Consider the following 20,781-nt stretch of genomic DNA (forward strand, 5'->3'; position numbering starts at 1 on the left):
GGAGTCGAGAACGTACCCCCTCCCCTTCCTCCATACCGGTCGGTATGCTCAGCCTCGTCTCCGCGTCAATGTCGCCGCCCCCTCCGGGAGGACCCGTGTCCGCCATCACCGACTCCCGCACCGCCCTGCGGATCTGTCCGCTCTGCGAGGCCACCTGTGGGCTCACCCTCACCATCGAGGGGACCCGGGTGACCAAGGCGCGCGGCGACCGGGACGATGTGTTCAGCAAGGGGTTCATCTGCCCCAAGGGTGCCTCTTTCGGGGCGGCCGACGGCGACCCCGACCGGCTGCGCACACCGCTGGTCCGCAAGGACGGGGAACTGCGCGAGGCCAGCTGGGCGGAGGCCTTCGACGCGGTCGCCGCCGGGCTGCGGCCCGTCGTCGAGGCGCACGGCCCGAACGCCGTCGGAGTCGTCCTCGGCAACCCGAACGTCCACACCATGGCCGGCGCCCTCTACCCGCCGGTCCTCCTCGCCGGCCTCGGCACCCGCAGCCTGTTCACCGCCTCCACGGTCGACCAGATGCCCAAACACATCTCCAGCGGCCTCCTCTACGGCGACGCCCACGCCATCCCCGTACCGGACCTCGACCGCACCGACCATCTCCTCCTCCTCGGCGCCAATCCCCTGGAGTCCAACGGCAGCCTCTGCACCGCCCCCGACTTCCCCGGCAAACTCAAGGCCCTCAAGGCACGCGGCGGCACCCTCACCGTCGTCGACCCCCGGCTGACCCGTACGGCCAAGCTCGCCGACCGGCATGTCGCCATCCGCCCCGGGACCGATGGGCTCCTGCTCGCCGCCCTCGCGCATGTGCTGTACGAGGAGGGGCTCGTCGATCTCGGGAAGCTCGGCCCGCATGTGCTGGGCGTCGAAGAACTCGCCGATGCCATACGGGAGTTCACGCCCGAGGCCGTCGCCGACGCCTGCGATGTCGACGCCGGGACGATCCGCGCCATGGCCCGCGAACTGGCCGCCGCGCCCACCGCCGCCGTATACGGCCGCATCGGCAGCTGCACCGTGCCGCACGGCACCCTCGCCAGCTGGCTCGTCGACGTCCTCAACGTCCTCACCGGCAATCTCGACCGGCCCGGCGGCGCGCTCTTCCCGCACTCCGCCACCGACAGGACACCCCGGCCCGCCGGACCCGGCCGGGGCTTCGGCCTCGGACGCTGGCGCAGCCGGGTCAGCGGACACCCCGAGGCCAAGGGCGAACTGCCGCTGTCCGCGCTCGCCGAGGAGATCGACACCGCCACCGCCGAGGGCACCCCGATCCGGGCCCTCATCACCGTCGCCGCCAACCCCGTGCTCTCCGCGCCCGACGGCGACCGCCTCGACAAGGCGCTCGGGTCACTGGACTTCATGGTCAGCGTCGACCCGTACCTGGGCGAGACCGCCCGTCACGCCGACGTCGTGCTGCCCCCGCCGCCGCCCTCCCAGACCCCGCACTTCGACTTCGCGTTCAACGCCTTCGCCGTACGCAACCAGGTCCGCTACAACCGGGCCGCCGTCCCCTTGGAGGACGGCCGGATGCCCGAGACCGAGATCCTCGCGCGGCTCACCCTCGCCGCCACCGGGATGCACGGGGCCGACCCCTCCGCCGTCGACGACATGGTCATCGGCCAGACCCTCGGCAAGGCGGTCAAGGAGGCCCACTCGCCGGTGCACGGCCGCGACCCGAAGGAACTGGCCGGGCTGCTGACAGGCGAGAGCGGCCCCGAGCGACGGCTCGACATGATGCTCCGCCTCGGCCCCTACGGCGAGGGCTTCGGCGCCGACCCGGACGGCCTGACCCTGGCCAAGCTGCTCGCCCACCCGCACGGCATCGACCTCGGCCCGCTGCGGCCCCGGCTGCCGCAGCCGCTGAAGACCGTCAGCGGGAAGGTGGAGCTGCTGCCGCAGCCGATCGTCGACGATCTGCCGAGGCTGCGGCAGGCCCTACGGGAACGCCCGGAGGGGCTGGTCCTCATCGGCCGCCGGCATCTGCGCTCCAACAACAGCTGGCTCCACAACATCCCCGCCCTCACCGGCGGCACCAACCGCTGCACCCTCCACATCCACCCCGACGACGCGGGACGCCTCGGAGTGGCCGACGGCGACACCGTACGGATCAAGGGCGCCGGGGGAGAGGTCGCCGCCCCCGCCGAGGTCACCGACACCGTCCGGCAGGGCGTGGTGAGCCTTCCGCACGGCTGGGGACACGACCGCCCCGGCACCCGTCTGGGCCACGCCGCCATCGACCCCGGAGTCAACGTCAACCAGCTCCTCGACGGGTCGCAGCTCGACCCGCTGTCCGGCAACGCGGTGCTGAATGGGGTGCCCGTGGAACTGTCGCGAGCAGGCGCAACGCTGTGACCTGGAGTTCTGCGCTTATTGCTCGCATGTCAACTCCTTGTTAAGGATTGTGGAGCCGACCTAACGTCGTCGCACCGCCGGTGCCCTGGTGGGAGTTCAAGGGCGAACGTTAGGTATCCACACATGTTGACCATCCTCGGCTTCGCCATGATCGCGACCTTCCTGGTCCTGATCATGATGAAGAAGATGTCGCCGATCGCGGCGCTCGTACTGATCCCGGCACTCTTCTGCGTGTTCGTCGGAAAGGGTGCCCATCTCGGCGACTACGTCATCGAGGGGGTGGGCAATCTCGCGCCCACCGCCGCGATGCTGATGTTCGCCATCGTCTACTTCGGCGTCATGATCGACGTCGGCCTCTTCGACCCGATCGTTCGAGGAATCCTCAAGTTCTGCAAGGCCGACCCGCTGCGCATCGTCGTCGGCACAGCCCTGCTCGCCGCGATCGTCTCGCTGGACGGCGACGGCTCCACCACCTTCATGATCACGGTCTCGGCGATGTACCCGCTGTACAAGCGCCTGAAGATGAGCCTCGTGGTGATGACCGGTGTCGCCGCCACCGCCAACGGCGTCATGAACACGCTGCCCTGGGGCGGCCCGACCGCCCGCGCCGCCACCGCGCTCAAGCTCGACGCCGGCGACATCTTCGTCCCGATGATCCCGGCGCTCGCCGTCGGCCTGCTCTTCGTCATCGTCCTCTCCTACTTCCTCGGCCTGCGCGAGCGGAAGCGCCTCGGTGTGCTCAGCCTCGACGACGTCCTGGAGCAGGAGCAGCAGAAGATCGTCAAGGACGAGGGCGAGGGCGAGAAGGCCGAGTCCGAGGAGACCGTCCTGGTCGGCGCGGGCGCCTCCGGCTCCGGCTCCGGCGACGGCAAGGTCCTTACGACGAAGACCACGGGCGGCGGCGCGGGCTCCGGTACGGACGCCGACAACGCGGCCGACGACGATGACCTGGACGATGTCCGCCTCCAGGGCCTCGACCCCAACCGGGCCACCCTGCGGCCCAAGCTGTACTGGTTCAACGCGCTGCTCACGGTCTCGCTGCTCACCGCCATGATCATGGAGTGGCTGCCGATCCCGGTGCTGTTCCTGCTCGGCGCCGCGATGGCCCTGACCGTCAACTTCCCGCACATCCCCGACCAGAAGGCCCGGCTCGCCGCCCACGCCGACAACGTCCTCAACGTCTCCGGCATGGTCTTCGCCGCCGCCGTCTTCACCGGCGTCCTCCAGGGCACCGGCATGGTCGACTCGATGGCCAAGTGGATCGTCGACGGCATCCCGTCCGGCATGGGCCCCCACATGGCCCTCGTCACCGGCTTCCTCAGCCTGCCGCTGACGTACTTCATGTCCAACGACGGCTTCTACTTCGGTGTCCTCCCCGTCCTCGCCGAGGCCGGCGCCGCCCACGGCGTCTCCCCGCTGGAGATCGCCCGCGCCTCCCTCGTCGGCCAGCCCCTGCACATGTCCAGCCCGCTGGTGCCCGCCGTGTATGTGCTGGTGGGTATGGCGAAGGTCGAGTTCGGCGACCACACCAGGTTCGTGGTGAAGTGGGCGGCGCTCACTTCGCTGGTGATTCTGGGCGCCGGGGTTTTGATGGGGATCATCTGACGGTGACTGGCTGACAGATGTCGTCATCTGATATCTGTCAGCTGATAGTCGTCATCTGTTATCCGTCATCCGTCCGTGGATAGTTGACATCCGTCAGTCGGAAACTGTCAGTTGACATCCGTCATCCGTCATCCGTCATCCGTCGTCTGTCAGTCGACCTCTGTCACCCGTCAGTTGTCGTCGGCCCAAGGAGGACCCGCACCGTGAGGCCCGGCAGGAATCGCGGCTGGCTGCTTCGTCTCGTCATCGCCTTCGCCTTCGCGCAGGGGGCGGTGTCGATGGCCCGGCCCGCCGTCTCCTACCGGGCCCTAGCGTTGGGTGCGGACGAGCGGGCGGTCGGTGTGATCGCGGGGGTCTACGCCCTGCTCCCGCTGTTCGTGGCCGTGCCGCTCGGGCGCCGTACCGATCATGGCCGCTGTGCGCCCCTGTTGCCCGTCGGTGTCGTCCTCATCGTCGGCGGCTGCGTCATGAGCGGTCTGGCGGAGTCGCTGGTGGGGATGGCCGAGTGGAGCGGGGTGATGGGGCTCGGGCATCTCTCCTTCGTGATCGGCGCCCAGTCGATCGTGGCCCGGCAGTCCGCCCCGCACGAGCATGACCGGAACTTCGGTCATTTCACCATCGGTGCCTCGCTGGGGCAGTTGGTCGGTCCGATCGCGGCGGGGGCGCTGATCGGGGGCCCGGACATGGCGCGTACGAGTGCGCTCGCGCTGGTGGTCGCCGGGGCGGGCGCGGCGGTGTCCTTCACCTCGTTGTGGCGCATAGAGCGGCCGTTCGAGCCGGGGCCGCGTCCCGCGCGGGGCGAGCGGGTTCCCGTGCACCGCATACTGCGCACCCGAGGCGTACCGGGCGGCATCTTCATCAGCCTCGCCGTGCTGTCGGCGACCGACATCCTCACCGCGTACCTTCCAGTGGTCGGTGAGGACCGGGGTATCGCGCCCTCGGTCATCGGCCTTCTGCTGAGCCTGCGCGCGGCGGCCACCATCGCCTGCCGGCTGGCGATGACACCGATGCTGCGGTTGCTCGGCCGGACCGCTCTCCTCACGGGGACCTGTCTGCTGGGCGCGGTGCTCTGCGCCGGGATCGCGCTGCCACTGCCGGTGTGGGCGCTGGCCCTGATCCTCGCCGGGCTGGGGTTCTGTCTCGGGGTCGGGCAGCCGTTGTCGATGACGACGGTCGTGCACGCCGCCCCGGACGAGGCTCGTTCCACCGCCCTCGCGCTGCGGCTGACGGGCAACCGGCTCGGCCAGGCCGGGGCGCCGGCCGGCGCGGGTCTGGTCGCGGGTGTCGCCGGGGTGGCCGCGCCGTTCGTGATGCTCGGTGTGCTGCTCGTGGTGTCCTCCGCGATGGCCCTGCGGCTGCCCGCCGGGCCGGGGCCGGGGCGGGGGAATGGCGACAAGGCCGAGCAGGGCGGTGAGACGGAAAAGGGCGGTGAGGCGGAGCGGGGCGGTGCGGAGAACGGGGCGGTCGAGGGTGGCGGTTCCCGGTCCGGGGCCTCCTTGAGCCGGAAGAGGGATATATGACGGGTCGTCGGGCGCGGCTCCCTCTGTGGGCCAGGTGACGTGACAGAGAGTCAGATGAAAGCGTGATTTGTATGACAATCACCTGACTCGGAGGTCTCGCATGCCCACCTCGTCCCGCCCCCGCCGCGCCGGAGTGCGCGCGAGTGCCGCCCTCCTCGCGACGCTCACCGCCACGGCAGCCGCCCTGATCACGGCACCGACCGCCGTCGCCGTCGGTGAGAACGGCGACGTCAAGATCCACAGGGTGGGCTTCCCGTTCGACAACAGGCGCAATCAGCCGACGGTCTGCGACTTCTACCTCGCCGCCTTCGACTTCGAAACCATCCGGAAGGTCAACTGGAGGATCGACGACGAGCCCCCGGTCGTGGGCGTCGAGCCCGTCGCCTCCGGTTCCATCTCCCTCACCAACGGCCGTGGCTACACCCCGCCCGTGATGCCCGAGGGCAGGGCGCAACTGCCCAACGGTGACTACAGGTTGACCTTCGTCATCGACGAGACCCCGACCATCACCACGGACGACGAGGTGCAGCCGGGCGAGGGCAAGTACAAGACCTTCAACGTCGTCTGCCCGCTCGTCACCGCCGCCCTCGGAGCGCCTCCGGCCGGCGGTGGCGGGCTCGCCATGACCCAGGACTTCTCGCCGGTCGCCGGCGCGGCAGCCGTGGGCCTCGCCGCGGTCGGCGGGGTGGCCTATCTGCGGCTGCGCCGTCGCCGCACCGATGGCGCCGCGTAGACGCGCCCCGAGGCCCTGGTACCGGACGCGCGCCTACCGCCTGACCCGGACGATCGTGGTGACCGTCGTGCTGGTGGTGGGCGCCGTCCATGTCGACTGGGGGCGGGGCGCGGAACGGCTCGACGTCGCCGGGGCGCGTGGTGCGGGGGCATCGCGCGCCCCGGAGCCGCTCTACTTCACGCCCCCACCGGCGACGCCGTCGCCGACCGCGCCCACACCCACCGGGGCCTCGCCCTCGGCTGAGGCCGGGCAGGCCGGGCAGGCCGGGGCGGCGGGAACGGCCGCCGAGTCGGCGGGGCCTGCCAGTGGTTCGGCCGGTGGCTCGGCCGCTCCGGCGAGCGGGTCGGCCGGACCGGGGAACGGGTCGGCGGCGCCGGCGAACAAGGCGACCACCCCGGCCAACGGTTCGGCCCCGGCCGGTGGCGGGTCCACGCCCCCGGGCGAGCCGTCCGCCACCGCCCGGAAGCCTGGCGCCCCCGCCCAGAGGCCGGACGCCCCTGCTCGGAAGTCGGCCGCGCCCGACCGTCCGGCCACACTCCCGCCCTCCCCGCCCAAGACCCTCGTCATCCCGTATCTCGGCATCAAGGCCCCGGTCATGGGCCTCCGACTCGACGACAAGGGGCGACTTCCGGCGCCCCCGGACGACAAACCGAAGCTGGTCGGCTGGTACTCGGCGGGGCCCGCGCCCGGTGGGCCCGGCACGGCGGTCGTCGTCGGTCATCGGGACACCCGGACGGGACCCGCCGTGTTCGCCGCGCTGGAGATGATCAAGCGGGGCCGCATCGTGGAGGTCCGACGCGCGGACGGCCGTACCGCCGTGTACAAGGTCGACGCCGTACGGACGTACGAGAAGTCCCGCTTCCCCGACGAGAAGGTCTACGGCACCCGCGACCGCCCCGAGCTGCGACTGATCACCTGCGGCGGGGCGTACGACCGGAGGAAGGGCTACTCCAGCAACGTGGTCGTCTTCGCCCACCTCACGGGGAGCAAGGGGCCGGGAACCGGGGGCCGTTGATCCGGGGCCGGGGTGGGGCGGTGAGGGACCGGCCGCTGTCCCGAGGGCGACGCAAGGTGTCCGCGCGCACCACATGCCCCTGCGGCCACCCGGGCGCACCGCACGCCCGCATGCACCCAGGCACCCGCGCGCACGGCGTGAACCGGTGCGCCAGGGGAGGGTATTGCGCTCCGGCGGGCACCGGGGGCGTATGGGCGCACGCGTGGTCCGGTCGCGGCGCGGCCGACGGACAGCGGGGCGGTGACGCCGTTAGAGGTGGTGCCATGACCTTCACCTTGACCTTGCGTCTCACCCGTACCCGGGTCGCTCTCGCGGCGGCGACCTGTCTGCTCGCCGTGGGGGCGCCGACCGCGTACGCCACGCTCGCCGACGACGCCTCCGCCGGTGCGGTGGTCGCGCCGGCGCGGGGGACGCCGTACGTCGAGACGCGGCTGCTCTTCGGCACCGAGCGGCCGGACGGCGGGCCCGCCGTGACCGAAGAGCAGTTCATGGACTTCGTGGACAAGGAGGTGACGCCCGGTTTCCCGGACGGGCTGACCGTGCAGGAGGGGCGCGGGCAGTGGCGGGACGCGAGCGGGACCATCGAGAAGGAGCGGTCGTACGAGCTGATCCTGCTGTATCCGGTGACGGACGCGGCGGCGACCGACAAGAAGATCGAGGAGATCCGCGCCGACTACAAGAGGGCTTTCGCCCAGGAGGCGGTGGCCAGGGTGGACGACCGCACGAGGGCCGACTTCTGACCCGAGCGGCTGATACTGCCGCCGCTCCCAGCCGCCGCCCGGCCGGGCTACGTCCTCAGCCCCGGCCCACCCGGCCCCCGCTTCGGCCCACCTGGCCTCGGCTCCCGGCCCACCCGGCCCCCGACTCCACCCCGCAGCACCCCCAATCCCCGGCCCCCACCCCCCTCGCCCAAGCGCCGCAGGCACACAGCTCTGGTATTGGAAAACTATCAGGGCTAGTTTTTGGGGCGGATGGCATGGCTCGGTCGGGAGGCGGTAGTGATGAAGGCGCACGACGGTATGTACATCGACGGGGCGTGGCGACCCGCAGTCGGGAGCGGCACGATCGAGGTCGTGAATCCGGCCGACGAGCAGGTCATCGGAACGGTCCCGGCGGGCACGGCCGAGGACGTGGACGCCGCCGTACGCGCCGCCCGTGCCGCGCTCCCGGGCTGGGCGGCGACGCCCCCGGCCGAGCGGGGCGAGGTGATCGGCGCCCTGCGTGACGCGCTCGCCGCCCGCCGGGAGGAGATCGCCGAGACGGTGACGGCGGAGCTGGGCTCTCCGCTGCCGTTCTCGCAGAAGGTGCACGCGGATCTGCCGGTCAAGGTGGCGGGTTCGTACGCCGAGTTGGCCGCGACGTATGCCTTCGAGGAGAAGGTCGGCAACTCGACCGTGTATCAGGAGCCGGTCGGTGTCGTCGGCGCGATCACGCCCTGGAACTATCCGCTGCACCAGATCGTCGCCAAGGTCGCCCCGGCGCTCGCCGCGGGCTGCACGGTCGTGTTGAAGCCCGCCGAGGACACCCCGCTCGTCGCCCAGCTCTTCGCCGAGGCAGTACACGGGGCGGGCGTGCCGGCGGGGGTGTTCAACCTGGTCACGGGGCTCGGGCCGGTCGCAGGGCAGGCGCTCGCCGAGCACGACGGTGTCGACCTGGTCTCCTTCACCGGCTCCACGGCGGTCGGCCGGAGCATCGCCGCGACCGCGGGCGCCGCCGTCAAGAAGGTCGCCCTGGAGCTGGGCGGCAAGTCCGCGAACGTCATCCTCCCGAGCGCCGACCTCGCCAAGGCGGTGGGCGTCGGCGTCGCCAACGTCATGTCCAACTCCGGCCAGACCTGCAGCGCCTGGACCCGCATGCTGGTGCACACCTCCCAGTACGACCAGGCGGTCGAACTGGCCGCCGAGGCCGCCGCCAAGTACGGCGAACGGCTCGGCCCGCTGGTGAGCGCCAAGCAGCGGGACCGGGTGCGGGGATATATCGAGAAGGGTGTCGCGGAGGGCGCCAGGCTGATCGCGGGCGGCCCCGAAGCCCCGTGCGAGCGCGGGTACTTCGTCAGCCCCACCGTCTTCGCCGACGTCACACCTGGGATGACCATCGCCCAGGAGGAGATCTTCGGACCGGTCCTCGCGATCCTGCGGTACGAGGACGAGGAGGACGCCCTGCGGATCGCCAACGGCACGGTCTACGGGCTGGCCGGGGCCGTCTGGGCGGGGGAGGAGGCAGAGGCGGTCGCCTTCGCCCGCCGTATGGACACCGGCCAGGTCGACATCAACGGGGGACGCTTCAACCCGCTGGCCCCGTTCGGCGGTTACAAGCAGTCGGGCGTGGGCCGCGAACTCGGCGCCCACGGCCTCACCGAATACCTCCAGACCAAGTCCCTGCAGTTCTGACCAGAGCAAGTAGCGAGTACCCGCAGTTTCTGATCAGACCAAGTCCCGCGGTTCTGATCTTCTGATCCGAGGAGAGCGATCTACGTGGTTCGCGCCGCCGTACTGCCCGCCGTGGGGGCCCCGTTGGAGGTCACCGACATCGAGCTGCCCGAGCCCGGGCCCGGGCAGGTCCGGGTGCGGCTGGCCGCCGCCGGGGTCTGTCACTCCGATCTGTCGCTGTCCGACGGGACCATGCGGGTCCCGGTCCCCGCGGTGCTCGGGCACGAGGGCGCGGGGACCGTCGTGGCCGTCGGCGAGGGCGTCACCCATGTCTCGCCCGGCGACGGCGTCGTCCTCAACTGGGCGCCCTCCTGCGGCGGTTGCCACGCCTGCGCGCTGGGCGAGGTGTGGCTGTGCGCGAAGGCGCTGCTCGGGTCCGCCGATGTGTACGCCCGCACGGCGGACGGCCGTGAGCTGCACCCGGGGCTGAACGTCGCCGCGTTCGCGGAGGAGACCGTCGTACGGGAGTCGTGTGTGCTGCCCGTGCCGGACGGCATCCCTCTCACGGACGCGGCGCTGCTCGGCTGCGCGGTCCTCACCGGCTACGGCGCCGTCCACAACTCCGCTCGGGTGCGAGCCGGAGAGACCGTCGCCGTGTTCGGTGTGGGCGGGGTCGGGCTGGCGGCGCTCCAGGCCGCGCGGATCGCCGGGGCCTCGACGGTCGTCGCCGTGGACGTGTCCCCGGAGAAGGAGGGGTTGGCGCGGGCGGCCGGGGCCACGGAGTACGTGGTCGCCTCCGAGAACACCGCCCGGGAGATCCGCGCCCTCACCGGCAAGCAGGGCGTCGACGTGGCCGTGGAGTGCGTGGGCCGCGCGGTGACCATCCGTACGGCCTGGGAGTCCACCCGGCGCGGCGGCCGGACCACCGTCGTCGGCATCGGCGGCAAGGACCAGCAGGTCACCTTCAACGCCCTGGAACTCTTCCACTGGGGCCGCACCCTCTCCGGCTGCGTCTACGGCGACTCCGACCCGGCCCGCGACCTCCCGCTCCTCGCGGACCACATCAGGGCCGGCCGTCTGGACCTCTCCGCCCTGGTCACCGAACACATCGCCCTGGAGGGCATCCCGGCCGCCTTCGATAACATGCTGGCGGGCAAGGGCGGCCGGGCGCTGGTGGTGTTCTAGGTCATCCCACCCGGGGCCGCGTCCCGATGAGCGGCCCGGACCCGCCGTGCGGCCGTCCTCGTCGCCCGCCGCAATGGACACGTGTAACCACCACGCGAACCCAACCGTGCAGGACCGTTGACGCCATACCGTCCGGTCAGTATGTTCCCCGGAACGTCCCCGCGCCCATCGGAGTGTGCACCCATGGACACCGCTCCTTCCGCGTCCCGTCCCCAAGACCCCACCCCCGCCACGCCGCCCCGTCCCCAGGGGCACCGCAAGGTGGCCACGGCAGCGGCGCTCGCCTCGGCCGTGGAGTGGTACGACTACTTCGTCTTCGGCATCGCCGCGGCCCTCGTCCTCGGCGATCTCTACTTCCCGGCGGGCAGCTCCTCAGCCGGAGTGCTCGCCGCGTTCGCCACCTTCGCCGTCGGCTTCCTGGCCCGGCCCATCGGCGGCATCGTCGCGGGTCACCTCGGTGACAAGCGGGGCCGCAAACCGATGCTGGTCCTGGCGCTCACCCTGATGGGCCTGGCCACCACCGGCATCGGGCTCCTGCCCACGTACGAGACGATCGGGATCGCCGCTCCGATCCTGCTCGTCCTCCTCCGCGTCGCCCAGGGCGTCGCCGTGGGCGCCCAGTGGGGCGGTGCGATGCTGCTGGCCACCGAGTACGCCCCCGAGGGCAAGCGCGGGGTCTACGGCAGCTTCGTCCAACTCGGTGTGCCCATCGGTGTGGTGAGCGCCAACACGGTGTTCCTCGTCGTGGGCGCCACCACCGGCGAGAGCGCGTTCGCGGCCTGGGGCTGGCGGGTGCCGTTCCTGGTCGGGCTGTTCGTGCTGGGGCTCGCCTGGTACATCCACCGCCATGTCGAGGAGACTCCCGAATTCCGGGCCGCCGAGCGGGAGTTGACGGAGAAGGAGAAAGGCGAGAAGGGCTCGCCGCTGAGGACCGTCCTGCGGCACCACCTCGGCACGGTGTTCCTCGCCGGTGGTTCCTTCGCCGTGAACACCGCCACCTTCTACATCCTCATCACCGGCATCCTCGACTACACCACCCGTGAACTCGGCATGAGGCGCGAGGCCGTCCTCACCGTCTCCCTCTGCGTCAGCCTCACCCAACTCATACTGATCCCCGCCGCCGCGGCCCTCTCCGACCGGGTCGGCCGGATCAAGATCTACGCGTTCGGCGCGGCCGGTATCGCCGTATGGGCCGTACCGCTGTTCCTGTTGATCGACACGGGCTCGATGCTGTGGCTGGCCATCGCCTGCTTCGTCGCGGGGTGCTTCCTCAGCATCATGTACGGGCCCCAAGCCGCCCTGTTCGCCGAGCTGTTCACCCCCGAGATGCGCTACACCGGTGCCTCGCTCGGCTACCAGATCGCGGCGGTCTTCGGCGGCGGCCTCGCCCCGTTCCTGATGGTCCTCCTGCTGGAGGCCACCGGTACGTCCCTGTCCGTCTCCGCGTACATCATCGGTCTGTCGGTCGTCGCCCTCGCCTCGATCAAGGTCCTCGCGGGCAGGGCGAGTTCACGCGAGGCCGAGGAGCGGGCGGGGCGACAGGAGCAGGAGGGCCAGCCGGTGAGCTGAAGCCGGCGGCGGCCGGGCGGGGAGGCTCAGGCCTGTCTGGACCCGGTGCGTGGCTCGGACCGTGGCTCCGGAACATCCGCCTCCGGAGCCACGGCCTCCGCCCGCTCCGCGCCTTCCGTACCGTGCGCCCGCTCCGCGCCTTCCGCACCCTGCGCCTTCTCCTTCGCGCGCGGCCGGGACCGCGACACCGCCACGCCCGCCAGGCACAGGGCGCCGCCCACCAGGGCGAAGGGCCTCGGGACCTCGTCCAGGGCCAGCCAGGACATCAGGACGACGAGGGCGGGCACCGCGTAGGTGGTCGCGCCCATACGGCTGGCGGTCGTACGGGCGAGGGCGTACGCCCAGGTGGTGAAGGCCAGGGCGGTCGGGAAGACGCCCAGGTAGAGCATGTTGAGGGTCGCGGAGAGCGGGGCGTCGGCGGCCTCGGAGATCAGTTGTCCGGTGAACGGCAGACAGCCCACCGCGCCGACGAGACAGCCGAAGGTCGTCACCTGGAGGGGGCTCGCCGCGCCCAGCGCGGGCTTCTGGGCCACCACACCGCCCGCGTACGCGATCGCCGCGAGCACGCACAGGACCACGCCCAGCACCGAGGCGCCGCCCTCGCCCGACATCGACAGCCCGACGGTCACCGCTCCCGCGAACGACACCGCCATGCCCGCCAGCAGCCGGGGCGGCATGGGGTCGCCCAGCAGCCGGGCACCGAGCAGGGCGATGAGGATCGGGCCGATGTTGACCACCAGCGCGGCCGTGCCCGCGTCGACCTGTTGCTCGCCCCAGTTCAGGGCGACCATGTAGAAGCCGAACCACAGCACGCCGGAGACCGCGATGCCCGGCCAGGCCCCCCTCGGGGGCAGGCCCTCCCGGCGTATCAGACAGATCGCCCCGAGGGCCAGACAGCCGGCGGCCAGCCGTCCCAGCGCCAGCGCGCCCGGCGAGTACGCCTCTCCCGCGCTGCGGATCGACACGAAGGCGGAGGCCCACAACACGACGGTGACGGCGGCCGCACCGGCCGCCAGCAACTCGCCTCGACGGGACGGCACGGATGGGGAGTTGTTCGGCATGGGGCCGAGAGTAGGTGGGAGGCCCCCGGGAAGGCTCGCGGTTTTCGGACGGCCAGGTGGGGTGGGGGTGGGCGGGGTCGGTCGGGTGCGAGCGGCCGCGGACGGGTGGCCGGCCGCGCGGCAGGCACCGTCGCGGCTCCCGCCGACTCCGTGGCCGCGGGCAATCGCGCCGCCGGGGCGATGGGGGCACCGCCTCGGCGAGCGAAGCCGAGCGCGACGGAGGGCGGGCGCAGCGGCACTCCCGGCGAGCCGCCCCCGGAGTGCTCGCGGCCGGGCGCTGCCCGGGGGGTGCTCGCGGGGGAGTGGGCCCGGCCGAGCCGTGTGCAGTGTCGTCGTGCTCGCGCGTGAGCGGGCCCGGCCGAGCCGTCGTGATACCGCCCGAGTACCCGCGCGGGAGCGGCTAAGCGGAGCCGTCCCGGCTCAGCTGTCCGTACTGCTGCTCCAAGCCGTCCAGCAGTGCCCTCAGGCCGACCTCGAATGCCCGTTCGTCCACCTTCTCCTGTTGTTCGGCGAGGAGGTGGGCCTGGCCGAGGTGGGGGTAGTCGGCCGGGTCGTAGGCGCTCTCGTCGTCCACGAAGCCCCCGGCGAACGAGCCGATCGCCGAGCCCATGATGAAGTAGCGCATCAGGGCGCCGATGGAGGTGGCGTGGGCCGGGGGCCAGCCCGCCTCGACCATGGCGCCGAAGACCACGTCGGCGACGCGCAGACCGGCCGGGCGGCGGCCGGGGCCCCGAGCGAGCACCGGGACGATGTTGGGGTGGTCGCGCAGGGCGGCCCGGTAGGAGACGGCCCAGTCGTGGAGCGCGGTGCGCCAGGGCCGGCCGTCCTCGAACATCGACAGGTCCACCTGCGCGCTCACCGAGTCGGCGACCGCCTCCAGGATCTGGTCCATGGTCCGGAAGTGGTTGTAGAGCGACGGCCCGCTCACCCCCAGCTCGGCCGCCAGCCGCCGGGTCGAGACGGCCGCCAGCCCCTCCGCGTCCACCAGCGCCCGCGCCGTCTCCACGATGCGGTCGGTGCTCAGCAAGGGCTTGCGCGGTCGGGCCATGGCGCACATAGTAGGGCTGGGCAATAAAACTAGCAGTGGTAATTAAATGGTGCCCGAGGGTGTCCCAGGTGTCCGAGGGTGTTCGAGATGTCCTGGGCGTCCGAGGCGGGCGGCCCGGGTGTCCGAGGCGATCGAAGGGTGATCCGGCGTGAATCTGGAGCTCAGCGAGGAGCAGACCGCCGTCCGCGCGCTCGCCCGGGACTTCGTGGAGCGGGAGATCGCCCCGCACGTCGTGGCCTGGGACCGCGCCGAGAACGTCGACCGGTCGATCGTGAAGAAGCTCGGAGAGGTCGGCTTCCTGGGCCTGACCGTCGACGAGGAGTACGGCGGCTCCGGTGGCGACCACCTCGCGTACTGCCTGGTCACGGAGGAGCTGGGGCGGGGTGACTCCTCGGTGCGCGGGATCGTGTCCGTCTCCCTCGGGCTGGTCGCCAAGACGATCGCCGCCAAGGGGAGCGAGGAGCAGAAGCGCCGCTGGCTGCCGGGGCTCACCTCCGGCGAGTACATCGGCTGCTTCGGCCTCACCGAACCCGGCACCGGCTCCGACGCCGGCAACCTCGCCACCCGCGCGGTCCGCGACCGCGACGACTACGTCGTCAACGGCACCAAGATGTTCATCACCAACGGGACCTGGGCCGATGTGGTGCTGCTCTTCGCCCGCTCCACCGACGCCCCCGGGCACAAGGGCGTCAGCGCCTTCCTGGTCCCCACCGACACCCCGGGCCTGACCCGCCGCACCATCCACGGCAAGCTCGGGCTGCGCGGGCAGGCCACCGCCGAACTGGTCCTTGAGGACGTCCGCGTCCCCGCCTCCGCGATGCTCGGGGAGGAGGGGAAGGGGTTCGGTATCGCCATGGCGGCGCTCGCCAAGGGGCGGATGTCGGTCGCGGCGGGCAGCGTCGGCATCGCCCAGGCCGCACTCGACGCGGCCGTACGGTACGCCGGTGAGCGCGAGCAGTTCGGCAGGACCATCGCCCACCACCAACTCGTCCAGGAACTCCTCAGCGACATCGCGGTCGACGTCGACGCCGCCCGGCTGCTGACCTGGCGGGTCGCCGACCTCGTCGACCGGGGCCTGCCCTTCGCCACCGAGGCGAACAAGGCCAAGCTGTTCGCCTCCGAGGCCGCCGTCCGCGCCGCCAACAACGCCCTCCAGGTCTTCGGCGGCTACGGCTACATCGACGAGTACCCGGTCGGCAAACTCCTGCGCGACGCCCGCGTGATGACCCTCTACGAGGGCACCAGCCAGATACAGAAACTGCTCATCGGGCGTGCGCTGACGGGCGTTTCGGCTTTCTGAGACGCCAACCGCCTTCGAACGCACGGCCCTTCGCCCGTGAGTACGACGGGCCCGTGAGTACGACGGGCGCGGGCGGCGGCCCGATCTGAGTATCCGAGCGGATGCGGTCGTGGCCCCGTCCGCCGACCCTTGTCCCCATGAGTGACACACCGGTCAAGCAGCAGAACACGACGGCCTTCTACGGACAGGCCGTCGCCTCCTTCGTTGTCGCCATGGCGGCCACCACCATCGGCATCTACAACCTCGACGCCGACATCTGGGTCCGCGCCTTCCTCGCCATCGCCGTCCTCTACCTGGTGACCTCGGCGTTCACGCTGTCCAAGGTGATCCGCGACCGTCAGGAGGCCGGGCAGATCGTCAGCCGCGTCGACCAGGCCCGCCTGGAGAAGCTGCTCGCCGAGCACGACCCCTTCGAGAAGCTCTGAACCGCGCTGAACGGGCTGTCTAAGCGCTCGCTCACCCTCGGCGGTATGGTGGTGGCGAGCCATCGGAAGGGGCGAACGAGCGATGAGTACGGCGGAGGACACGGCCGGCGGCGAGCCGCAGCCGTGGGGCGAGGTGAACCCGGACGCGGCCCGGCGGCTGCTGGTGGCCGCCGTGGAGGCCTTCGCCGAGCGCGGCTACCACGCGACGACCACCCGTGACATCGCGAGCCGCGCGGGCATGAGCCCGGCCGCGCTGTACATCCACTACAAGACCAAGGAAGAGCTGCTCCACCGGATCAGCCGCCTCGGCCACGAGAAGGCGCTCGAAGTGCTGCGCACGGCCACCGAGTCCGAGGGCACCCCCGCCGAACGGCTCGCCGAGGCCGTACGGTCCTTCGTCCGCTGGCACGCCGGCCAGCACACCGTCGCGCGGGTCGTCCAGTACGAACTCGACGCCCTCGGTCCCGAGGCACGTGCCGAGATCGTCACCCTCCGGCGTCAGAACGAGGCCGTCGTCCGGGGCGTCATCGAGGACGGGGTCGCCGCCGGTGACTTCGACGTGCCCGACATCAAGGGCACCACCGTCGCCGTGCTGTCCCTGTGCATCGACGTGGCCCGCTGGTTCAACGTCAACGGCCCCCGCACCCCCGACGAAGTCGGCGCCCTGTACGCCGACTTGGTGCTGCGGATGGTGGGCGCCAAGAAGTAGCCCTGGGAGCGGTGGATCACGCCCGGCATGCCCGCAGGGCGCGTGCGGGCGATACTGGTCGTGGCTCGCGCGGCGACGATCACGATGATCCCGTCGATCCCGTCCCTGCAACCCCGCCCGAGGAATGGGGGCCCAGGATGTGCCGTTGGATCGCCTACTCGGGGACACCCATCGCTCTCAGCCAGGTGCTGTTCCAGCCGAAGCACTCCCTGATCGACCAGAGCCTGCACTCCCGGCTGGGGGTGGAGACGACGAACGGCGACGGCTTCGGCGTCGGCTGGTACACGTCGGAGGTGAACACCGACACCCCGGCGATCCTGCGGGACGTCGGACCGGCCTGGAACAACCGCAATCTGCGGGAGGTCGCCCACCATGTGCGCTCGGGCATGTTCTTCGCGCACATCAGGGCGTCCACCGGGACGGCCGTGCAGCAGACCAACTGCCACCCCTTCCGGCACGGCCGCTGGATGTGGATGCACAACGGGATGATCGACGGCTTCCACGAGTTCCGGCGCGAGCTGGCCCTCGCCGTCGACCCCGCCGCGTACTCCGACATCGAGGGGTCCACCGACTCCGAGCTGATGTTCTTCCTCGCCCTCACCTTCGGGCTGACCGAGGACCCGCCGGGCGCGGTGGCGCGTATGGCGGGCCTCGTCGAGAGCACCGGGCGGGCGCACGGCGTCGCGCACCCGCTGCAGATGACCATCGCCGTGTCCGACGGCGTGCGGCTGTGGGTCTTCCGGTACTCCAGCGAGGGGCACTCGCGGTCGTTGTTCTTCAGCACCGAGGTGGACACCCTGCGCGCGCTCCACCCGGACGCCGCGTTCCTCTCCAACATCTCCGACCAGACCCGGATGGTCGTCTCCGAGCCGCTGGGCGACCTCCCCGGCGCCTGGAACGAGGTCGCCGAGAACAGCTACGCGGTCATCCAGCCGGGCCAGGACGCCTTCCGGGACTTCCGGCCGGTGGGAGTGCCGTCCGCGGCATGACCCCGGCGGACAGGGCGGTGAGCCTAGTGGCCGAGACCGAAGAGAACGCCGGGGGACCGGCCGGCGGACGACCGGATGGCGGGGGACGGGATGCCGGGGGAACGGTCGCCGAGGGAGCGGTCGTTGGGGGGCCGGTCGCTTCGGCCGGCGTGACCGCACCGTCCGCCCCCTGCACCGATCCGCTGGGCGATCTGTTCCTGCGCACCCGGTTCTCGTTGCCCGCGCGGCCCGTGACCTTTCTGCGGCGGCAGCGGCTCGTGGACCGTCTCGATCAGGGGCTGCGGACGCCGTTGACGCTGGTCAACGGGGCGGCGGGGGCCGGTAAGACCCTGTTGGCCGCCGACTGGGCCGCGGGGCTGGGGCAACCGGTGGCCTGGCTCACCGTCGAGGCGGGGGACCGGCGGCCCGGCGTGTTCTGGGCGTATGTCGTCGAGGCGCTGCGCTCCTGCGGGGCACCGGTGTCCGACGCGCTCGTGGACCCGGCGGACGCGACCGGGGCGGACCACCGGCTGCCGGGCGCGCCCGCCGCGCTCCCCGCGCTCGCCGCCGCGCTGAACGCGCTCGACCGGCCCGTGGTCCTCGTGCTGGACGAGTACGACCGGGTGCCCGCGCCCGAGATCGCCGAGCAACTGGAGTTCGTGCTGCGCCACGCCGGGCCCGGGCTGCGGCTGGTCCTCGTCACCCGCACCGAACCGCTGCTGCCGCTGCACCGCTACCGTGCGGCCGGCGAGCTGACCGAGATCCGCGCCGCCGATCTGGCGTTCACCCCCGAGGAGGCCGTCGCCCTGCTGGAACGGCACGGGCTGAGTCTGCCGGTGGCCGCCGCGGGCGCCCTGGTGGACCGCACCCGGGGCTGGGCCGCCGGGCTGCGTCTGTCCGCGCTGGCCGCCCTGCAGAGCACCGACCCCGAGCTGTATCTGAAGGAGTTCGAGGCGGACCGCGGCATGGTCGCGGACTTCCTGCTGGCCGAGGTCCTCAAGGGGCAGCCCGCCGAGACCCAGGACCTCCTGCTGCGGGTCAGCGTCCTGGAACGGTTCCGTCCCGACCTCGCCGACGCGCTGACCCTGCGGACCGACGCCGCCCCGATCCTCGCCCGGCTGCACCGGGAGAACGCGTTCGTCGAGGATCTGGGGCACTCCTGGTACCAACTCCACCCCCTGTTCCGGGAGATACTCCGGGCCCATCTGCGCGTCCGCCATCCCGGCCTCGAACCCGAACTCCACCGGCGGGCCGCGCGTCGGCTGCGCCGCTCGGGGCAGCTGGCGGAGACCCTCGCCCATGGTGCCGCCGCCGAGGAGTGGGACTTCGCCGCCGACGCCCTCGTGGACGACCTGGCCATCGGGCAGCTCTTCACCGGACTGCGCTCCGACGACCTCGACCAGCTCTTCTCCCATATGGCACCCGAGGCCAGAGGCCCCACCACGGACCTCGTACGCGCCGCCCGCGACCTCTCCCGGTGCGACCTCGACCGGGGGCTCGCCCGACTGCGCGACGCCGAACGGCGGCTGGCCCAGGCCGATACCGATGCCGACGCCGATGGTGACGCGCCCGACCGGGCGGCGGCCCGGCTGAGCTGTGCGCTGCTGGAGGCCCTGGCCGCCCGGCTCACCGGCTGCCCCCCACGGGCCGAGAGGGCCGCCGAGGCCGCCGGGGAACTGCGCCGGGAGGTTCCTGCCCGGCTGCTGGACAAGCACCCCGAACTCATCGCCCTGCTGCTGACCCATCTCGGCTCGGCACGGCTGTGGGCGGGCCGCTTCGAGGAGGCCCGCACCGTCCTGACCGAAGTGACCCACACCCCCGGCGGGCCCGCCACCGTGCTGCCCCGGGGCGAGTCACTGGGACATCTGGCCCTGCTCGACTATCTGCACGGCTGGCTCGGCAGGGCGGAACGCAAGGCTCTCGCGGCGGTGTCCGAGGCCGAGCGGGCCGGACCGACGCAGCCCTCCGGCTCCGGCTCCGGGTCCGGTATCGGGTCCGGCATCGGACGGCTGGTCCTCGCGGCCGTCGCCGTCGACCGCCATGAACTGGGCCGCGCCCAAGCCCTCCTCGACGAGACCGCCCAGCTCCCCCGGTGGACGCACGACCCGGTGCCGGCCGCCGGACGATCCCTCGCCGCCGCCCGGCTGCTGCTGGTCAGAGGCCGGGCCCACGCCGCCGTGGAGGCCGCCGACCCCGGGGTCGCCGTCGCCGTCGCCTCTCCCTGGGCCGAGAGCCACGAGGCGCTCGTCGCCTCCGCCGCCGAACTCGCCGCAGGCCGGCCCGGCCAAGCCGCCGAACTGCTCCAGCGGGTCCGCGCCGACCAGCCCATGTACGCCGTGGAGGCCGCCGCGATCCATCTCGCCGCCGGACACCCCGACGAGGCCATGGACCTGCTCGACGGCCTCCGGGGCGAGGGCCGCACCGGCCCCGCCGTCACCGTACGGGCCGCACTGGTCAGGGCCCGGGCCGCCGAGGAGGCGGGGGACGACACCACCGCCCGCAGGCTCATCGCCCAGGCCCTCCTCGACGCCCGGCGCGAGTCGCTGCGGCGCCCCTTCCTCGACGCCGGACCCTGGCTACGGCCCCTGCTGGCCACGCCCCCGCTGAACGAACTGGCGGCCGGCTGGCTCACCCCCGGCCCGCCCCACCCCGACGAACCGACGCCGTCCGCGCCGTCCGCGCCGCTCGTCGCGGTGGAGCTGAGCGGACGTGAGCACGACGTCCTGGAACGGCTCGCCCGGATGATGTCGACCGAGGAGATCGCCGCCGACCTCTACGTCTCCGTCAACACCGTGAAGACCCACCTCAAGAGCGTCTACCGAAAACTGGCCGTCAACCGCCGCGCCGACGCCGTACGCCGCGCCCGCGACCTCCGACTGCTGTGACCCCGACCACCGCCCGGCCGACCCCACCGCGGACCGGG

General features: G+C 72.1%; 16 protein-coding genes. 14 read left to right on the forward strand and 2 right to left on the reverse strand.

Going from position 1 to position 20,781, the window contains the following annotated elements:
* The first annotated feature begins 68 nt into the window (after nucleotides 1-68).
* The 9 genes from ACWD4G_RS00760 to ACWD4G_RS00800 all read left to right on the forward strand — a co-directional run bounded on the left by ACWD4G_RS00760 (nucleotide 69) and on the right by ACWD4G_RS00800 (nucleotide 12,347).
* Nucleotides 69-2,351 carry a molybdopterin oxidoreductase family protein gene (locus ACWD4G_RS00760; RefSeq protein WP_451289887.1) on the forward strand — a complete coding sequence of 761 codons (2,283 nt, stop codon included), beginning with the start codon at nucleotides 69-71 and terminating at the stop codon, nucleotides 2,349-2,351.
* A 123-nt stretch (nucleotides 2,352-2,474) separates the two neighbouring features.
* Nucleotides 2,475-3,956, forward strand: coding sequence for a CitMHS family transporter (locus tag ACWD4G_RS00765; protein ID WP_451289888.1), 1,482 nt, complete (start codon nucleotides 2,475-2,477; stop codon nucleotides 3,954-3,956).
* Nucleotides 3,957-4,159: 203 nt separating this feature from the next.
* Complete coding sequence (locus ACWD4G_RS00770) at nucleotides 4,160-5,476, forward strand: MFS transporter (RefSeq protein ID WP_451289889.1); 1,317 nt, start codon at nucleotides 4,160-4,162, stop codon at nucleotides 5,474-5,476.
* A 100-nt stretch (nucleotides 5,477-5,576) separates the two neighbouring features.
* Entirely contained in the window at nucleotides 5,577-6,209 is a 633-nt protein-coding gene (locus ACWD4G_RS00775; protein WP_451289890.1) for a hypothetical protein, read from the forward strand.
* On the forward strand, nucleotides 6,196-7,224 hold the full coding sequence (locus tag ACWD4G_RS00780) for a class F sortase (protein WP_451289891.1): 1,029 nt from the start codon (nucleotides 6,196-6,198) through the stop codon (nucleotides 7,222-7,224). The genes ACWD4G_RS00775 and ACWD4G_RS00780 overlap by 14 nt, the downstream gene beginning before the upstream one ends.
* Nucleotides 7,225-7,487: 263 nt before the next feature.
* The gene (locus tag ACWD4G_RS00785; protein WP_451289893.1) at nucleotides 7,488-7,964 is read left to right on the forward strand and encodes a DUF3574 domain-containing protein; all 477 of its coding nucleotides are present in this window, start codon (nucleotides 7,488-7,490) and stop codon (nucleotides 7,962-7,964) included.
* A 261-nt stretch (nucleotides 7,965-8,225) separates the two neighbouring features.
* Nucleotides 8,226-9,614, forward strand: a complete 1,389-nt coding sequence (locus tag ACWD4G_RS00790; protein ID WP_451289894.1) for an aldehyde dehydrogenase family protein — start codon at nucleotides 8,226-8,228, stop codon at nucleotides 9,612-9,614.
* A gap of 84 nt (nucleotides 9,615-9,698) precedes the next feature.
* Complete coding sequence (locus ACWD4G_RS00795; RefSeq protein WP_451289895.1) at nucleotides 9,699-10,778, forward strand: Zn-dependent alcohol dehydrogenase; 1,080 nt, start codon at nucleotides 9,699-9,701, stop codon at nucleotides 10,776-10,778.
* A gap of 183 nt (nucleotides 10,779-10,961) precedes the next feature.
* A complete protein-coding gene (locus tag ACWD4G_RS00800; RefSeq protein WP_451289896.1) occupies nucleotides 10,962-12,347 on the forward strand; it encodes an MFS transporter in 1,386 nt (461 codons plus the stop codon).
* Between the two features lie 26 nt (nucleotides 12,348-12,373).
* Here the strand turns inward: ACWD4G_RS00800 and ACWD4G_RS00805 are convergent, their stop codons facing one another.
* Entirely contained in the window at nucleotides 12,374-13,408 is a 1,035-nt protein-coding gene (locus tag ACWD4G_RS00805; RefSeq protein WP_451289898.1) for a DMT family transporter, read from the reverse strand.
* A 400-nt stretch (nucleotides 13,409-13,808) separates the two neighbouring features.
* A complete protein-coding gene (locus ACWD4G_RS00810; protein WP_451289899.1) occupies nucleotides 13,809-14,456 on the reverse strand; it encodes a TetR/AcrR family transcriptional regulator in 648 nt (215 codons plus the stop codon).
* A gap of 148 nt (nucleotides 14,457-14,604) precedes the next feature.
* On the opposite strand from ACWD4G_RS00810, the gene ACWD4G_RS00815 reads away from it, so the two are divergent.
* From ACWD4G_RS00815 to ACWD4G_RS00835, 5 genes are all read left to right on the forward strand, one after another.
* Nucleotides 14,605-15,756: an acyl-CoA dehydrogenase family protein gene (locus tag ACWD4G_RS00815; protein ID WP_451289901.1), complete on the forward strand. Its 1,152-nt coding sequence runs from the start codon at nucleotides 14,605-14,607 to the stop codon at nucleotides 15,754-15,756.
* A gap of 137 nt (nucleotides 15,757-15,893) precedes the next feature.
* Complete coding sequence (locus tag ACWD4G_RS00820; protein ID WP_451289902.1) at nucleotides 15,894-16,181, forward strand: YiaA/YiaB family inner membrane protein; 288 nt, start codon at nucleotides 15,894-15,896, stop codon at nucleotides 16,179-16,181.
* Between the two features lie 82 nt (nucleotides 16,182-16,263).
* Complete coding sequence (locus ACWD4G_RS00825) at nucleotides 16,264-16,890, forward strand: TetR/AcrR family transcriptional regulator (protein ID WP_451289903.1); 627 nt, start codon at nucleotides 16,264-16,266, stop codon at nucleotides 16,888-16,890.
* Between the two features lie 137 nt (nucleotides 16,891-17,027).
* Nucleotides 17,028-17,879 (forward strand): class II glutamine amidotransferase, encoded by an 852-nt coding sequence (locus tag ACWD4G_RS00830; RefSeq protein WP_451289904.1) that lies wholly within the window; start codon nucleotides 17,028-17,030, stop codon nucleotides 17,877-17,879.
* On the forward strand, nucleotides 17,876-20,743 hold the full coding sequence (locus tag ACWD4G_RS00835) for a LuxR C-terminal-related transcriptional regulator (RefSeq protein ID WP_451289906.1): 2,868 nt from the start codon (nucleotides 17,876-17,878) through the stop codon (nucleotides 20,741-20,743). The genes ACWD4G_RS00830 and ACWD4G_RS00835 overlap by 4 nt, the downstream gene beginning before the upstream one ends.
* Nucleotides 20,744-20,781: the final 38 nt, after the last annotated feature.

The sequence above is a fragment of the Streptomyces sp. NPDC002643 genome (genome assembly GCF_053592555.1).